We start from the raw sequence: 14478 nt of genomic DNA on the forward strand, positions 1-14478 counted from the left end.
ATCAAGTTCTGTTTGTCTGCGAAGCAGCGCCCATACCCGACGATAACCATATGTGGGTAGCTCTCCGATAACATGGTGTATACGGCGAAGCACATCCGTATCATCCGTGTGACGGCTGCGGCGGCCGTCCTTCCAGTCATCGGCTCGTCTGAGAATGACGTGCAACTGCGCACGCGACACCCGGAGACAACGGCTGACGAAGCTTACTCCCCATCCCCGGGCAATAAGGGCGCGTGCGCTATCCACTTTTTTGCTCGCCCATATTCAACGGCTTCTTTAAGGAGTTCATTTTCCATCGTTTTTTTGCCGAGCAGACGCTGGAGTTCTTTAATCTGCTTCATGGCGGCAGCAAGTTCAGAGGCAGGAACGACCTGTTCTCCGGCAGCCACAGCAGTAAGACTTCCCTCCTGGTATTGCTTACGCCAGAGAAATAGCTGGCTGGCTGCCACACCATGTTGCCGGGCAACAAGGGAGACCGTCATTCCCGGTTCAAAGCTCTGCTGAACGATAGCGATCTTTTCCTGTGTAGTACGCCGTCTGCGTTTCTCCGGCCCTAAGACATCAATCATCTGTTCTCCAATGACTAGTCTAAAAACTAGTATTAAGACTATCACTTAAATAAGTGATATTGGTTGTCTGGAGATTCAGGGGGCCAGTCTAGTTGGCAGCATCACCGTTTTTTCAGTGAAAAAATAACTGCAGAAAATCTGGTGAAACTTATAGAGCAAACAACAGGATACACATCTACATCAATTGATATAAGTGTGTTAAAAAACATCATAGGAGCATCTTCAGAAAACAAATCAAAGAGCATCACTTCAAAAAATGATTTCGAAGAACAAACCAGACGCAATCTTTCTATGTTAAAAAAATAATAAGAGAAGAGCAGGTTCAGTCAATTACCTGCTCTTCTTTTATACATACTAAAAAATCGGATTTTTACGAAGATTCAGATTATCATAAAAAATGTTAGTAGAAAAAACATGCGGAATAACACGAAAGGAATCATAGTACATGGGCACCACGATTCAATACGTCAAGGAAAACAGAATACAGCAATGCACTGGCTTTGTTGAATAAATCAGATTTCGGGTAAGTCTCCCCCGTAGCGGGTTGTGTTTTCAGGCAATACGCACGCTTTCAGGCATACCTGCTTTCGTCATTTTGTTCAGCGCTCGTACCAGGGCCATAGCCTCTGCAACCTGACCATCGTAGTCACGCAGTGTCAGTGAACCTCCGAACAGCTGTTTTACCCGGTACATCGCCGTTTCCGCTATCGAGCGACGGTTATAATCTGTTGTCCATTTCCACCGCGCATTACTCCCGGTCAGCCGCTGATTCGCAACAGCACGGTTACGGTCTGCATATTCACCGGGCCAGTAACCCGCGCCTTTTCGGGGCGGGATAAGCGCGCTGATTTTCTTACGCCGCAGTTCATCGTGACAGAGCCGGGTGTCGTAAGCGCCGTCTGCCGATGCTGCCCTGATTTTTCTGTGAGTCTGCCGGATAAGACCCGGGAAGGCTTCTGAGTCCGTCACATTGTTCAGCGACAGGTCTGCACAGATGATTTCATGTGTTTTGCTGTCAACTGCCAGATGCAACTTTCGCCATATACGACGGCGTTCTTTGCCGTGTTTTTTGACTTTCCATTCGCCTTCACCAAAGACCTTCAGCCCGGTGGAATCAATCACCAGATGCGCGATTTCACCTCGGGTGAACGTTTTGAAACTGACATTAACCGACTTTGCGCGCTTGCTGACACTGGTGTAATCCGGGCAGCGCAACGGAACATTCATCAGTGTAAAAATGGAATCAATAAAACCCTGTGCAGCCCGCAGGGTCAACCTGAACACGCGTTTAATGACCAGAACGGTGGTGATGGCGAGATCAGAATAGCGCTGAGGTCTTCCCCGTGATGAAGGCGTTGCCGACTCATACCAGGCCTGAATAGCTTCATCATCCAGCCAGAAAGTTATGGAGCCACGGTTGATGAGGGCTTTATTGTAGGTGGGCCAGTTGGTGATTTTGAACTTTTGCTTTGCCACGGAACGGTCTGCGTTGTCGGGAAGATGCGTGATCTGATCCTTCAACTCAGCAAAAGTTCGATTTATTCAACAAAGCCCAATGCACTTGTACTGTTTCTATGGTAATGACTCCAACTTATTGATAGTGTTTTATGTTCAGATAATGCCCGATGACTTTGTCATGCAGCTCCACCGATTTTGAGAACGACAGCGACTTCCGTCCCAGCCGTGCCAGGTGCTGCCTCAGATTCAGGTTATGCCGCTCAATTCGCTGCGTATATCGCTTGCTGATTACGTGCAGCTTTCCCTTCAGGCGGGATTCATACAGCGGCCAGCCATCCGTCATCCATATCACCACGTCAAAGGGTGACAGCAGGCTCATAAGACGCCCCAGCGTCGCCATAGTGCGTTCACCGAATACGTGCGCAACAACCGTCTTCCGGAGCCTGTCATACGCGTAAAACAGCCAGCGCTGGCGCGATTTAGCCCCGACATAGCCCCACTGTTCGTCCATTTCCGCGCAGACGATGACGTCACTGCCCGGCTGTATGCGCGAGGTTACCGACTGCGGCCTGAGTTTTTTAAGTGACGTAAAATCGTGTTGAGGCCAACGCCCATAATGCGGGCAGTTGCCCGGCATCCAACGCCATTCATGGCCATATCAATGATTTTCTGGTGCGTACCGGGTTGAGAAGCGGTGTAAGTGAACTGGCACTGTTGCAAATAGTCGGTGGTGATAAACTTATCATCCCCTTTTGCTGATGGAGCTGCACATGAACCCATTCAAAGGCCGGCATTTTCAGCGTGACATCATTCTGTGGGCCGTACGCTGGTACTGCAAATACGGCATCAGTTACCGTGAGCTGCAGGAGATGCTGGCTGAACGCGGAGTGAATGTCGATCACTCCACGATTTACCGCTGGGTTCAGCGTTATGCGCCTGAAATGGAAAAACGGCTGCGCTGGTACTGGCGTAACCCTTCCGATCTTTGCCCGTGGCACATGGATGAAACCTACGTGAAGGTCAATGGCCGCTGGGCGTATCTGTACCGGGCCGTCGACAGCCGGGGCCGCACTGTCGATTTTTATCTCTCCTCCCGTCGTAACAGCAAAGCTGCATACCGGTTTCTGGGTAAAATCCTCAACAACGTGAAGAAGTGGCAGATCCCGCGATTCATCAACACGGATAAAGCGCCCGCCTATGGTCGCGCGCTTGCTCTGCTCAAACGCGAAGGCCGGTGCCCGTCTGACGTTGAACACCGACAGATTAAGTACCGGAACAACGTGATTGAATGCGATCATGGCAAACTGAAACGGATAATCGGCGCCACGCTGGGATTTAAATCCATGAAGACGGCTTACGCCACCATCAAAGGTATTGAGGTGATGCGTGCACTACGCAAAGGCCAGGCCTCAGCATTTTATTATGGTGATCCCCTGGGCGAAATGCGCCTGGTAAGCAGAGTTTTTGAAATGTGAGGCCTTTGAATAAGACAAAAGGCTGCCTCATCGCTAACTTTGCAACAGTGCCGTAAAAGCTGGAAAAACCGTGCAGAAGTGGAACTGGCCACACTCACGTGGGTGGACTGGTATAACAATCGACGATTGCTGGGAAGGCTGGGCCATACTCCTCCGGCAGAAGCAGAAAAAGCTTATTATGCTTCCATCGGAAACAATGATCTGGCAGCCTGAGTTCACAGATAAAACACTCTCCAGGAAACCCGGGGCGGTTCACTGCCAGGCCCAGGTTGAGCTCAGACAGTATACGTATTCCCTTGTCCAGGCCGGACACCACCGAAATCGTCGCTAAACCAGTGATGACAACGATTAGAATCACCTGCACCGTTTCATTAATAGGCACCCCGAAAAGATGATTCAAACCAGCATTCACCTGCAAAACACCGTACCCCAGCGATGTCGCAACGCCAAAGACGGTGCCAATAACGGCGAAAATATCAACCGCATGGCCTACAGGTCCGTATATGCGCTCGCCAATAATGGGATAAAGTGCGGAACGCAGCGTTAAAGGCAGACCGTGACGGTAACTTTACCGTTACGCACCACGCCTTCAGTAGCTGAACAGGAGGGACAGCTGATAGAAACAGAAGCCACTGGAGCACCTCAAAAACACCATCATACACTAAATCAGTAAGTTGGCACCATTACCGGCACTTGCGCTATGTCGAATTCCTCCCGACGAGCGCAACTGGAAAAAAAATCAAGAGTGCTTTCAAAGCGACAGGAATTGCCTTTCCTTGCTTATCTGTTACAACGAGCGTCAAGCATGATGACGCTCGAAGGCTGATCCGAATGTTTGCAGACCACAAAATCAATGCGTAAGCGCACCTTGATGCACAATGCCTTTTTTCAGTAAAATCTTAAATACTCCCGCATCAGAAACATGCATTACCATGCTTCACTAAAAGCCTGAGAAATTTGACTCCCCATCATGTATGAGTGACGCCAAAAGCAACCTAATTCACGCTCTGCCGATAAAGCGGGAGGAAGCTCCATCACTGCTAAATGATCCGGTAAATGTACATCTCTTACCCAGCCATACGGCAATAATGCATGACCATAACCTGCGGCAACTAAAGCCATTCGATGCTCAACACCAAGGCCATATGTACGAGTCAAGCCGGAGCTTAATAATTTACTTAAGCCTTCAGTAATTAGCGATGGAACAAAATCATCCTCGCTAAGTGGTAGTAATCCAGGCTCACAGAGCATAAGAGGATGGAGTTCAGGCTGAAGTTTATCGGCTCGCACTAGTAAGACAAAGTGTTCCTTGAATAAGCTTGTATATGCCATCCCCTCAGGAACCGACTGTGCTGCACTAATTAGCAAATCAATTTCACGGTTCTGTAAACGCCGTAACAGACCTTGATGCTTGCCACTAACCAACTCGACTTTAGTTTTACCTGAACGGTGAGCACAAATCTGGATAATCCGTAACAAGTTATCCGGTGCCAGTGAGGAAATCACTCCAATACGTAAGGTTTGCCCAAAGGGAAGAGCTAAGCCATCATCACGTAACCCCTCAAGCCGAGTCACGCCTTCTAAAATTACGGCGATTAAGTCTAAAACTTCCTTTCCAAAGGCAGTGGGTGTTATTTTACTCCCCCTTTCAAAAATGGGCTGTCCGAGAATTTCCTCTACTTTTTTTACTTGATAAGACAAGCCCGAGGTCGAAATACCCATGTCTATGGCCGCATAACGAAAACTACGTTTCATTGCGACGGCCTCAACTAAAAGCAAGTCACGCACAGACACTGCTGCTAGCTTGTTCGAAATTACTTCACGCACCGTCATAAACATTCGATTCCAATTGATGAAAAACTGGCTATAATATTTTTAATCAAAATTATATTCAATCTCATTCTCAATTGGAGGGGTTATGACCTCAATACCCCGTTGCTTTGCCGTGCTAGTAGCGACAACTTTGTTATCAGGTAACTTGTCAGCGCAAGAATTTAACTTTACTGATGTAACCGGACAGGAAATTAAGTTAGAAGCCCCTCCTAGACGTATCATTACTCTGCCCAATCCAGCTGCAGCTACCTTCATCGCAATAGATGGTTCTACCGAGCTGTTAGTGGGTATGAATGAGGGCTCTAAACGAGCCTTTGAGAGCGGTATGATGAGCGTTATGTTTCCTGAAGCTGTTGATATCTCCAGTGACATTTTGTCGGAAAACGGTGGTTGGATGCCCAACGTAGAGGCCATCGCAGAACTTAAACCGGATTTAGTCATCCAGTGGGGTGAGCGCGGCGATGATATCGTAGCTCCACTTCGCAATGCAGGTTTGCCCGTTGCTCTAATGGTAGGCGGTGGCAATGCGGGTACAGAAGAGCTGGCCCGAGCCAATATGAAAATGGTGGCTGATATCACGGGTAATACTGAAAAACTGTCAAAGCTTATTGATTGGCGTGACCGTGTACAAAGTGAAATTACTACTGGTTTAAAACAAGTAGGCTTTCATGCAACACCAAGCATTTTGCATTTGCGCTCTGCCAAATCCAAGTTGATTGCTACTGGTGAGAAAAGTTATCAACAAACCTTCATCGAGCTGGTTGGCGCTAAAAATGTAGCTCAAGGAGCTGGCGTACAAAGCACTGTTAGCGTGGAACAGATTCTTGAATGGAACCCAGATATTATCTTACTTTCCGCAGCAGAGACGGATGCTGGATTAGAAGCGATATACGACGACCCATTACTTTCTCGCTTAAATGCCGCCGTACAAAAACGCGTTTATAAGATACCTCAAGGTGGATATATCTGGGATAGTGCTTCCCATGAAAGCCCCTACACATGGATGTGGCTGGCCAATCTTACTCATCCCGATATTTTCTCTTTTGACCTACGTCACGAATTAAAAGAAGGCTTCAAATTACTTTATAACTTTGACCTATCGGATGAGCAGATAGATCGAATTCTGCGTATTGCTATGAACGGCGACAGTCACGGTTATCAAGTGTTTCGTAAACAATGAACAAATATACGCGATCGATTCACTCGTCCTCAGAAATGGTTGAGCCAGTTACCCTGAGCACTTGGCGTGCTAGTCATTGGCCTCTTTTGTCCCTACTGCTTATAGCGACTGTGCTAATCGGGCTATCAGTAGGTCGATACAGCGTAGCGCTAGATGAGATTGTAGCCATCCTATATGCAGCCTTACGAGGTGATAACTCACAGCATATGGATGCGTTGGTGATCTTGAATGTACGCTTGCCGCGCATATTATTGGCAGGAGTATGTGGGGCTGGGCTTGCCATCTGCGGGGTAGCCTTACAAACCTTATTTCGTAACCCTCTCGTTTCACCTAAAGTGCTAGGTTTATCCTCAGGTTCAGCATTAGGAGGATCACTGGCAATTTTGGCTGGAGTAGGGGGGCCGCTACTGATGGGGGCTACGTTTGTATCAGCATTTGCTGCTCTGTTTTTAGTAGTGCTGATTTCAAATATGGCGGGTCGTACTTTGATGACTATTGTGCTTGCTGGAATTGTTATTGATGCTTTATTTGCAGCAGGTATTTCGTTAGTTCAATATGCCGCGGATCCAGAAACGAGTTTACCTGCCATCGTCTTTTGGCTGATGGGAAGCTTTGCAACGGCGAGTTGGGAAAAATTTGCACAAACTGCTCCTATACTCATTGCCAGCATTTACCTACTGAATAGAATGCGCTATCGCATTGCTGTACTCGCTATGGGTGACGACGAAGCTAAGTCGTTTGGCATCCATGTTGCACGCTCCCGGATGGTCGTCTTCGCGTTGATTTCTATCATTATCGGCGCCTGCGTAACCGCATCGGGCGTAGTGGGGTGGGTAGGACTCGTAATCCCACACTTTGCTCGTATGTTAGTAGGCGAAGATCACCGCCGGCTCTATTTCACGAGTCTTATGCTGGGTGCCACTTTCATGATTTTGACTGATACGTTGGCTCGTAGTTTAACTGCTGCAGAGATTCCTTTAGGCGTACTCACAGCTCTAGTTGGCGCCCCCGTCTTTGTGTACTTACTATGCACTCGTCGACGTGAAAGGGCTTAATCATGCAAACCGTCTTTACCTCTCATCTCAGTTTAACTGGAGCGTGCGTACGTTTTAGTGAACGTGTGATTTTTCAGGATTTAAGTTTTAACGTACAAAAGGGCGAAACGTTGGCCATTTTGGGCCCAAACGGACGCGGTAAGACTACGTTGCTAAAAGCTCTATTAGGCTCACAACGTTTAGATCAAGGACAACGGCAGGTACCCCACCTCATCGGCTATGTACCTCAATACCAATACGGTAGTGAAAACCATTGTTGCCTCGATGTGGTACTCATGGCACGAGCCGCCTTGCTTCCCATGTTCAGCCTTCCTTCACAGCGGGATCGTAAGCTAGCTCTTGAAGCATTGGAAAAAGTAGGCGGAGGGCATTTTGCTTATCGTTTATATGGCTCTCTATCCGGCGGCGAGCGCCAATTAGTGTTGCTTGCTCGTGCTTTAGCTACTGGTGCTGAGGTACTCATACTTGATGAGCCGGCTTCAGCTTTAGATTTAGCTAATCAGGACTTATTGCTTAACGTCTTATTCGAGTTACGCCGAGTACGTAGCCATTCGGTCGTTTTTACCACTCACCATCCGCAACACGCTCTGCATCTCGCAGACAAAGTACTGCTGATGCACACCAACGATCAGATTAAATTTGGTCCAGCTGATGAGCTGTTAACCGAGTCTGAGTTATCCCGTTTATACAACGTCAGACTACGCCGTCTAATGGTGCAAACGGGAGAACATTTTCAAAGCACAATCTGCCCGGTTTTTGGAATACGTGAACCGGATCAAGATATGCCCATTTCTTATCCTCTAAACAAAGGTAAATACAATGAGTAACGATACAATCTCCTATCTGGAAAATGGACATGAATTTACAGTCCACTTTGATGAGTTATTAAAATACCACGGTGCCGGTTATCCGGGTGGTGTAGTCCACGGGCTAAAAGTTATGCAGCGAGCCTGGCCCTTGCTAGATAATGGTCGTTTGCCTGAACGACGTGAAATTCGCTGTGTCACAGCCTTTGGAGGCCCAGGGGGTAGAGATGCGATTGAGTTTGTTACCCGCGGTCTTACTGAGGGTCGCTACATTGTTGATAACTCAGTAGGGCTCGAAGAAGAAGAGTCCCCCGGTGGTCGTTATTACTTCCGTTTCGAGTACCGTGGCACCGCTGTTGAAATCACCATCCGTCCCGGACACGTACGCCCCGAGTTCATTCAGTTAGCACGCAAGAAAGACCGCTCACCAGAAGAAGAGATCATTTTGGCTGAAATGAAGCTCGAAATGGGAGAACGCTTGTTAGTCCAGCCCGCAGAAGATATTTACAACGCTACCGTATTATCGTAATAAGTCATAGCCATGAATCAAGAACGTCAAACTTGGCTCGGGCTACTTGCCCGAGCTAACCGAGATTATCTGGAAAATATCTGGGCTACTTACAATCCGGGTGTGCCTATACAAAAACTCGCTGGCCCTGAAACGGGGTTGGTGCAGCTCAATACACAAGCTTGTAAGGCCTCAGTGTCATTTCAGTTTGGTGAGGCTTCTTGTACTCGCTGCGTAATCGCTATTGGGAAAATTCAAGGTTACGCAGTACATTTGGGCTCCGATCTACGCAAAGCGGAGTTAGCGGCCTATCTAGACGCCTTTCTACAAACGGCCCCCTCCCACCAACGTGAGCTGGTGCTGCACCCTATACGCCAACAGTTAGAGCTAAAAAAGGCTGAGAGGGATCAGCTGACGGCTGCTACTTCTGTACGTTTCTACACCACACAAAAAACTTAGAATCATGAAAATACCTTTACGATCTGAGCACAGACATGACGATGAGTTACATCGGCAGACGCGTACTTATCGGCGACTACTGCATGCCTTTGGTTACCCAATGCGCATACAGCAACTAGAAGAGCGTGCTATTCATTGCATCGTTGACTGCCTTCTAGACAGCCAAACGACGGTAGCTATTGAGGTGGAAAATAAGGAATTAACAAGCCGTATTTTGAATACAGGCGCAACCTTGAGCCAAACTCCCGAATGGGTTTTTGCAGGTTCTCAACGGCATCACTTACAACATATTCCAGCAGGAAGCCGTGAGTCGCCTGAAAGTGGGGCAACCCTTGTCATGGAAATAGCCGCCATATCACCTACAAACGGGGGGCTTGCTATACGAGCCACCGGTGCAGGACTCAACAAACCACACACTTTATATTTTTCAGGGTTACATCAAAATGTAGTCATTGATCATATTGCTTTTCGTGCCGATTACCCGCGTGGAGTGGACCTACTACTATGCGCTGACACGCAGCTGGTTGTATTACCACGTCACTTAACTTTGGAGATCATTTAATGTACGTACCAGTAAAGGGTGGTGAACAAGCAATTGCTGCTTCCCGTATAGCCGTAGAACGGAGTCGCCGAGGCGACGACACAATCCCCGAGATTGAAATTAATCAAATCATGGCACAAATGTCGTTAGCTCTTGATCGGATCATGAGTGAGGGGGGCTTATACGATCGACGTTTTGCTGCTATTGCCTTTAAGCAAGCTCAGGGAGACATTGCCGAAGCGGTATTTCTCGTACGTGCTCATCGCGCGCAATTAGCCAATTTTGGCTCAAGCCAAAACATAGATCTAAAAACAATGCATTACAGTCGCCACATTTCCGCCACGCAAAAAGAGTTGGCTGGAGGGCAAATTTTAGGCGCCACTTACGACTACACCCACCGCTTACTGAATATGGATTTAGAACACTCTCGCCCTCAGTGCGAGTTACCTAAATCAGTGATAACAGCTCCCTCATCGCCCTCTAGCTCTGAGCCACTGTACGCAGATCTTATCCGCACCGAAATATCTAAAGCTCCGATAGACATTACGCGAACTGTTTTGCCTTCTTTACCTGATCCTTGCGAGCGTCTCGCTCATCTCGCTCGTGGCGAAGAAGGCTACTTAACTGGATTAGCTTACGAGAGTTTGCGTAAAGCCTCAACGAGTCATCCCTATGTAGCGCAATTAATGAGAGGGAGCGTTGAAATATTCGTAGAGCTGGAAGACCTCAATTTAACCGTATCCATTGGTGAGGTTGAGTTAACTGCCTGCACTACTGTGGCTCCAAATTTTAGCTCATCTCCACATTTAGAAGCGGGTTTTGGTATTGCTTTTGGAGCTAACGAGCGTAAAGCCGTCGCCATGGCAATCGTAGATCAGCACTTTAAAATTGAGGGTGCTACCAGTGATGCACTCATGCATACCGACGGAGTCGCTGCATCCGGCTATGTCAGCCATTTGAAATTACCTCATTACTCTGACTTTGATGCTGATTTAGCGCGTTTACGCCGAGTTCAGGCTAAGGAGGAAATATGAATTATGCCTACCTTGATCTACCGTCCAAACAAGAAATACGTCGTAAAACCCTAAAAGCACTCTGTCTACCTGGACGTCAAATACCTTTCTCAGCTCCTGAGCTACCCATTGCCTATGGTTGGGGGGTAGGAGGCATGGCTATTACCGCTGCCTTATTAGAACCGAATGACACGTTAAAGGTAGTCGATCATGGTTCGGATGATACCGTTAATGCCCTGAATATCGCGGATTTTTTTACTAAAACGGCAAACATATCAATTACGACAATAAGCTCAAAGGCTACTCTCATTCAAACGCGTCAGCGAGTCCCTGAAAGCCCGTTGCGGGAAGAGCAAATTGTGGTGTACCAAGTTCCTCGACCTGACCCTCTACGTGGATTTATTAATGATGCGGCCGAAGCACTGACACGGCACGCACATCATGATTACGGTGTCGTGTTAAGCGCTCTATTTGAAACATGGTTGCAACAAGATGATGCGTGCTTAGGATACGACCACCCTGTGATTGTTAATGATGGGGTCTTAATGTCACCGTCGCCTATTCCTGCTATGGATAACCCCCGCATGGCGATGATGCCTGCTATTCAGATTTTTGGCGCCGCACGCGAGCGACGAATTTATGCATTGCCTGCCTATACACCCTTAGCAAACTTAGCTTTTGTTGACCTGCCTGCTAGCCTGAAAAAAGTCGATACAGCATGTTGTATCTGCGGCTCATCTATTCATTATTTGGATAATATTGGTACGTCAAACACCCCCCATTGGGTATGTTCCGACTCCGAAGCATGCAAGGAGCGCGCTCATGTTTAGCTTGCCAGATCCCGTGCTGACAGCACAGGCTATCTCACTTGAAATAGCTGGGCACCGTATTTTGTCGGATTGTCACCTCAAGCTTTATCCTTCCGAGGTTCTCGCTTTAGTCGGCCCCTCAGGTGCTGGAAAATCAAGTCTTCTGAATATACTTGCTGGACGACAGCTATCTAACAACTGTCAGGCTCTTTCCCTTTTAGGCCAGGATTTACTACGTACCAGTCTTTATCAAACTAACCTTTTACGTCGGCGGGCGTGTGGCTATGTGGCTCAGGATGCCAGCACAACCCTAAACCTGAGACAAAGTGCCGCCACTAATATCGTACGTCGTCTGTTTGATTTAGGTGACAACCGTGCGGTTGATGCACTCAAACAAGCACAAAAATGGGGCCAGCGACTTGGTTTATGTCCAGAACGATTACATGAGCCAGTGAAGAACTTTTCGGGAGGGATGCGCCAACGCGTACAAATCGCTGCGGCCATGATCCATCAGCCGAGCATTTTATTTTTAGATGAACCCACTGCTGGTCTCGACTCAGTCGCTCAAGCAGATTTTTTAGATGTGCTCTCTAATTTGAGAAACCAAACACAGACTGCCATGGTGTTTGTGACTCATGACTTACGTCTAGCTCGACTCATTGCTGATCGGGCCATCGTGATGGATCAAGGCCGCATCGTCAGCGAATCCATTATGGATCGTTTGCTTACTGAGCCTGAGCATCTCATCGCCCAAGCTCTTGTTAAGGCAATGATTTAATGAATAAACCAACTGTGATTTTGCAGTATGAAGGCAATGGCATACATCATGGGCCACTTCGCATAACGGCACAAACAGGGCAGATCGTACAGATCTGGGGAGCGTCAGGCTCAGGAAAATCGACTTTGCTCTCACGAATTTGGGGAAGTCGAAGCTTAGGAACGGCACACTTGTGCATACGAACCCACGATCAGCAGTTCACACCAAGCACAATGACACCCGCCCACTTTGCATTTCTACGCTCACGATTAATGTCGTACGTAGGGCAACATCCTACCGTACTACCTCGCGAAAAACTTGTGGATTGGTTTGCTCTAGTCCCCACAAAGACAGTACTCGACGGACTAAGACTGCTGGACCTCTCTCCTAGCTTACTCTCTCGCTATGCCTGTGATGTCTCTGGTGGTGAACTACAGCGTTTTATGTTGCTTCACGCTTATTTTTCTTCTCCTCCAATCTTACTTTTAGATGAGCCCTGTACAGGATTGGATCCAGAGCGTAGTCATCAGGTGAGCACGCTTTTATTACAGGCTAAAGCCGCTCAGAAACTGGTTATTTACACCAGTCATACGAGTGCCAGTTGGGTGGATCAGTCAATCTCTTTAGACGGTTAAACCGTCTACATTTAATTTAACCTGGAAAAGTACTCATAATGAAAAAATTTTATTGGGATCTGCGTTGAGTGTAGGTTGCCTAAACTTCGTTCATGCCGATACCTCAGTCACACTGTATGGTGTGTTGGATGCTGGAATTACGTAAGCGTAAACTGACCGCCGTATGTAGCCATCAGACGAGAATTGGTAACTTAGACGCCCATCTGATATAGACGGACATCTAAGTATGGAATTACAGGACTGGCGAAAAGAACCTCGTAAAAACTATTCGAATGAATTCAAACTTCGTATGGTGGAACTGGCATCACAACCTGGAGCTTGTGTTGCACAGATTGCACGTGAAAATGGCGTCAATGATAATGTTATTTTCAAATGGCTCAGGCTCTGGCAGAACGAAGGGCGTGTTTCGCGGCGTCTTCCGGTAACGACCTCTTCTGACACTGGCGTTGAATTATTACCGGCTTTGTTGAATAAATCGAACTTTTGCTGAGTTGAAGGATCAGATCACGTATCTTCCCGACAACGCAGACCGTTCCGTGGCAAAGCAAAAGTTCAAAATCACCAACTGGCCCACCTACAATAAAGCCCTCATCAACCGTGGCTCCATAACTTTCTGGCTGGATGATGAAGCTATTCAGGCCTGGTATGAGTCAGCAACACCTTCTTCACGAGGCAGACCTCAGCGCTATTCTGACCTTGCCATCACTACTGTGCTGGTCATTAAACGCGTATTCAGGCTGACCCTGCGGGCTGCGCAGGGCTTTATTGATTCCATTTTTTCTCTGATGAACGTTCCGCTACGCTGCCCGGATTACAGCTGTGTCAGCAGGCGGGCAAAGTCGGTTAATGTCAGTTTCAAAACGCCCACCCGGGGTGAAATCGCACACCTGGTAATTGATTCCACCGGGCTGAAGGTCTTCGGTGAAGGCGAGTGGAAAGTCAAAAAGCATGGCCAGGAACGCCGCCGTATCTGGCGTAAGCTGCATCTCGCCGTTGACAGTAAAACACATGAAATCATCTGCGCTGACCTGTCGCTGAACAACGTTACGGACTCAGAGGCCTTCCCCGGGTTAATCCGGCAAACCCACCGGAAAATCAGGTCAGCCGCCGCCGATGGCGCTTACGATACCCGGCTATGTCACGATGAACTGCGGCGTAAGAAAATCAGCGCGCTTATCCCTCCCCGAAAAGGTGCGGGTTACTGGCCCGGTGAATATGCAGACCGTAACCGTGCAGTGGCTAATCAGCGAATGACCGGGAGTAATGCGCGGTGGAAATGGACAACAGATTACAACCGTCGCTCGATAGCGGAAACGGCGATGTACCGGGTAAAACAGCTGTTCGGGGGTTCACTGACGCTGCGTGACTACGATGGTCAGG

General features: G+C 48.0%; 14 protein-coding genes and 7 pseudogenes. 15 read left to right on the top strand and 6 right to left on the bottom strand.

What is annotated here, in order from left to right; genetic code table 11:
- Window positions 1-569: pseudogene (locus G434_RS28810) on the bottom strand (transposase); the annotation flags it as partial.
- Between the two features lie 108 nt (window positions 570-677).
- On the opposite strand from G434_RS28810, the pseudogene G434_RS0124480 reads away from it, so the two are divergent.
- Window positions 678-875: pseudogene (locus tag G434_RS0124480) on the top strand (plasmid stabilization protein); the annotation flags it as partial.
- Between the two features lie 246 nt (window positions 876-1121).
- Here the strand turns inward: G434_RS0124480 and G434_RS23940 are convergent.
- Window positions 1122-2090: an IS5 family transposase gene (locus tag G434_RS23940; protein ID WP_073970534.1), complete on the bottom strand. Its 969-nt coding sequence runs from the start codon at window positions 2088-2090 to the stop codon at window positions 1122-1124.
- Window positions 2091-2160: 70 nt separating this feature from the next.
- Window positions 2161-2741 (bottom strand): annotated as a pseudogene (locus G434_RS23935) (IS1-like element IS1B family transposase); the annotation flags it as partial.
- Window positions 2742-2797: 56 nt separating this feature from the next.
- Between G434_RS23935 and G434_RS23930 the strand changes: the two are divergent.
- Entirely contained in the window at window positions 2798-3502 is a 705-nt protein-coding gene (locus G434_RS23930) for an IS6-like element IS26 family transposase (RefSeq protein ID WP_001067855.1), read from the top strand.
- A 51-nt stretch (window positions 3503-3553) separates the two neighbouring features.
- A pseudogene (locus G434_RS29515) lies at window positions 3554-3715 on the top strand (IS3 family transposase); the annotation flags it as partial.
- A gap of 40 nt (window positions 3716-3755) precedes the next feature.
- Here G434_RS29515 and G434_RS26675 read toward each other — a convergent pair.
- From G434_RS26675 to G434_RS23925, 3 genes and pseudogenes are all read right to left on the bottom strand, one after another.
- Window positions 3756-4070 (bottom strand): annotated as a pseudogene (locus G434_RS26675) (BCCT family transporter); the annotation flags it as partial.
- Window positions 4064-4135: pseudogene (locus G434_RS26680) on the bottom strand (IS1 family transposase); the annotation flags it as partial. The pseudogenes G434_RS26680 and G434_RS26675, both read right to left, overlap by 7 nt.
- A 294-nt stretch (window positions 4136-4429) precedes the next feature.
- Window positions 4430-5335: a LysR family transcriptional regulator gene (locus G434_RS23925; protein WP_086961197.1), complete on the bottom strand. Its 906-nt coding sequence runs from the start codon at window positions 5333-5335 to the stop codon at window positions 4430-4432.
- A gap of 85 nt (window positions 5336-5420) precedes the next feature.
- On the opposite strand from G434_RS23925, the gene G434_RS23920 reads away from it, so the two are divergent.
- The 12 genes and pseudogenes from G434_RS23920 to G434_RS23875 all read left to right on the top strand — a co-directional run.
- Window positions 5421-6515, top strand: coding sequence for an ABC transporter substrate-binding protein (locus G434_RS23920; protein ID WP_016239114.1), 1095 nt, complete (start codon window positions 5421-5423; stop codon window positions 6513-6515).
- Between the two features lie 35 nt (window positions 6516-6550).
- Complete coding sequence (locus tag G434_RS23915; RefSeq protein WP_019282988.1) at window positions 6551-7570, top strand: FecCD family ABC transporter permease; 1020 nt, start codon at window positions 6551-6553, stop codon at window positions 7568-7570.
- A 2-nt stretch (window positions 7571-7572) separates the two neighbouring features.
- The gene (locus G434_RS23910; protein WP_016239116.1) at window positions 7573-8397 is read left to right on the top strand and encodes an ABC transporter ATP-binding protein; all 825 of its coding nucleotides are present in this window, start codon (window positions 7573-7575) and stop codon (window positions 8395-8397) included.
- Complete coding sequence (locus tag G434_RS23905; protein WP_016239117.1) at window positions 8390-8905, top strand: hypothetical protein; 516 nt, start codon at window positions 8390-8392, stop codon at window positions 8903-8905. Before G434_RS23910 ends, G434_RS23905 begins: the two co-directional genes overlap by 8 nt.
- Window positions 8906-8917: 12 nt before the next feature.
- Window positions 8918-9343, top strand: a complete 426-nt coding sequence (phnG, locus tag G434_RS23900; protein WP_016239118.1) for a phosphonate C-P lyase system protein PhnG — start codon at window positions 8918-8920, stop codon at window positions 9341-9343.
- A gap of 4 nt (window positions 9344-9347) precedes the next feature.
- On the top strand, window positions 9348-9905 hold the full coding sequence (gene phnH, locus G434_RS26685; RefSeq protein WP_016239119.1) for a phosphonate C-P lyase system protein PhnH: 558 nt from the start codon (window positions 9348-9350) through the stop codon (window positions 9903-9905).
- Window positions 9905-10918 carry a carbon-phosphorus lyase complex subunit PhnI gene (locus G434_RS23895; RefSeq protein ID WP_016239120.1) on the top strand — a complete coding sequence of 338 codons (1014 nt, stop codon included), beginning with the start codon at window positions 9905-9907 and terminating at the stop codon, window positions 10916-10918. Before phnH ends, G434_RS23895 begins: the two co-directional genes overlap by 1 nt.
- The gene (locus G434_RS23890; RefSeq protein ID WP_016239121.1) at window positions 10915-11727 is read left to right on the top strand and encodes an alpha-D-ribose 1-methylphosphonate 5-phosphate C-P-lyase PhnJ; all 813 of its coding nucleotides are present in this window, start codon (window positions 10915-10917) and stop codon (window positions 11725-11727) included. The genes G434_RS23895 and G434_RS23890 overlap by 4 nt, the downstream gene beginning before the upstream one ends.
- On the top strand, window positions 11720-12484 hold the full coding sequence (locus G434_RS23885) for an ATP-binding cassette domain-containing protein (protein WP_016239122.1): 765 nt from the start codon (window positions 11720-11722) through the stop codon (window positions 12482-12484). Before G434_RS23890 ends, G434_RS23885 begins: the two co-directional genes overlap by 8 nt.
- Complete coding sequence (locus G434_RS26690) at window positions 12484-13098, top strand: ATP-binding cassette domain-containing protein (RefSeq protein ID WP_016239123.1); 615 nt, start codon at window positions 12484-12486, stop codon at window positions 13096-13098. The genes G434_RS23885 and G434_RS26690 overlap by 1 nt, the downstream gene beginning before the upstream one ends.
- A gap of 226 nt (window positions 13099-13324) precedes the next feature.
- A pseudogene (locus G434_RS23880) lies at window positions 13325-13561 on the top strand (transposase); the annotation flags it as partial.
- Between the two features lie 28 nt (window positions 13562-13589).
- Window positions 13590-14478, top strand: an 889-nt coding sequence (locus tag G434_RS23875; protein WP_148718481.1) for an IS5 family transposase, incomplete at its 3' end; no start/stop codon positions are given.

Source organism: Escherichia sp. KTE172 (genome assembly GCF_000408845.1).
Classification (GTDB): domain Bacteria; phylum Pseudomonadota; class Gammaproteobacteria; order Enterobacterales; family Enterobacteriaceae; genus Escherichia; species Escherichia coli.

Coding starts and splice junctions, on each gene's coding strand:
- G434_RS23910 (WP_016239116.1), top strand. CDS start 7,573: ATGCAAACCGTCTTTACCTCTCATCTCAGTTTAACTGGAGCGTGCGTA.
- G434_RS23925 (WP_086961197.1), bottom strand. CDS start 5,335: ATGACGGTGCGTGAAGTAATTTCGAACAAGCTAGCAGCAGTGTCTGTG.
- phnH (WP_016239119.1), top strand. CDS start 9,348: ATGAAAATACCTTTACGATCTGAGCACAGACATGACGATGAGTTACAT.
- phnG (WP_016239118.1), top strand. CDS start 8,918: ATGAATCAAGAACGTCAAACTTGGCTCGGGCTACTTGCCCGAGCTAAC.
- G434_RS23915 (WP_019282988.1), top strand. CDS start 6,551: ATGGTTGAGCCAGTTACCCTGAGCACTTGGCGTGCTAGTCATTGGCCT.
- G434_RS23920 (WP_016239114.1), top strand. CDS start 5,421: ATGACCTCAATACCCCGTTGCTTTGCCGTGCTAGTAGCGACAACTTTG.
- G434_RS23930 (WP_001067855.1), top strand. CDS start 2,798: ATGAACCCATTCAAAGGCCGGCATTTTCAGCGTGACATCATTCTGTGG.
- G434_RS23890 (WP_016239121.1), top strand. CDS start 10,915: ATGAATTATGCCTACCTTGATCTACCGTCCAAACAAGAAATACGTCGT.
- G434_RS23905 (WP_016239117.1), top strand. CDS start 8,390: ATGAGTAACGATACAATCTCCTATCTGGAAAATGGACATGAATTTACA.
- G434_RS26690 (WP_016239123.1), top strand. CDS start 12,484: ATGAATAAACCAACTGTGATTTTGCAGTATGAAGGCAATGGCATACAT.
- G434_RS23885 (WP_016239122.1), top strand. CDS start 11,720: ATGTTTAGCTTGCCAGATCCCGTGCTGACAGCACAGGCTATCTCACTT.
- G434_RS23895 (WP_016239120.1), top strand. CDS start 9,905: ATGTACGTACCAGTAAAGGGTGGTGAACAAGCAATTGCTGCTTCCCGT.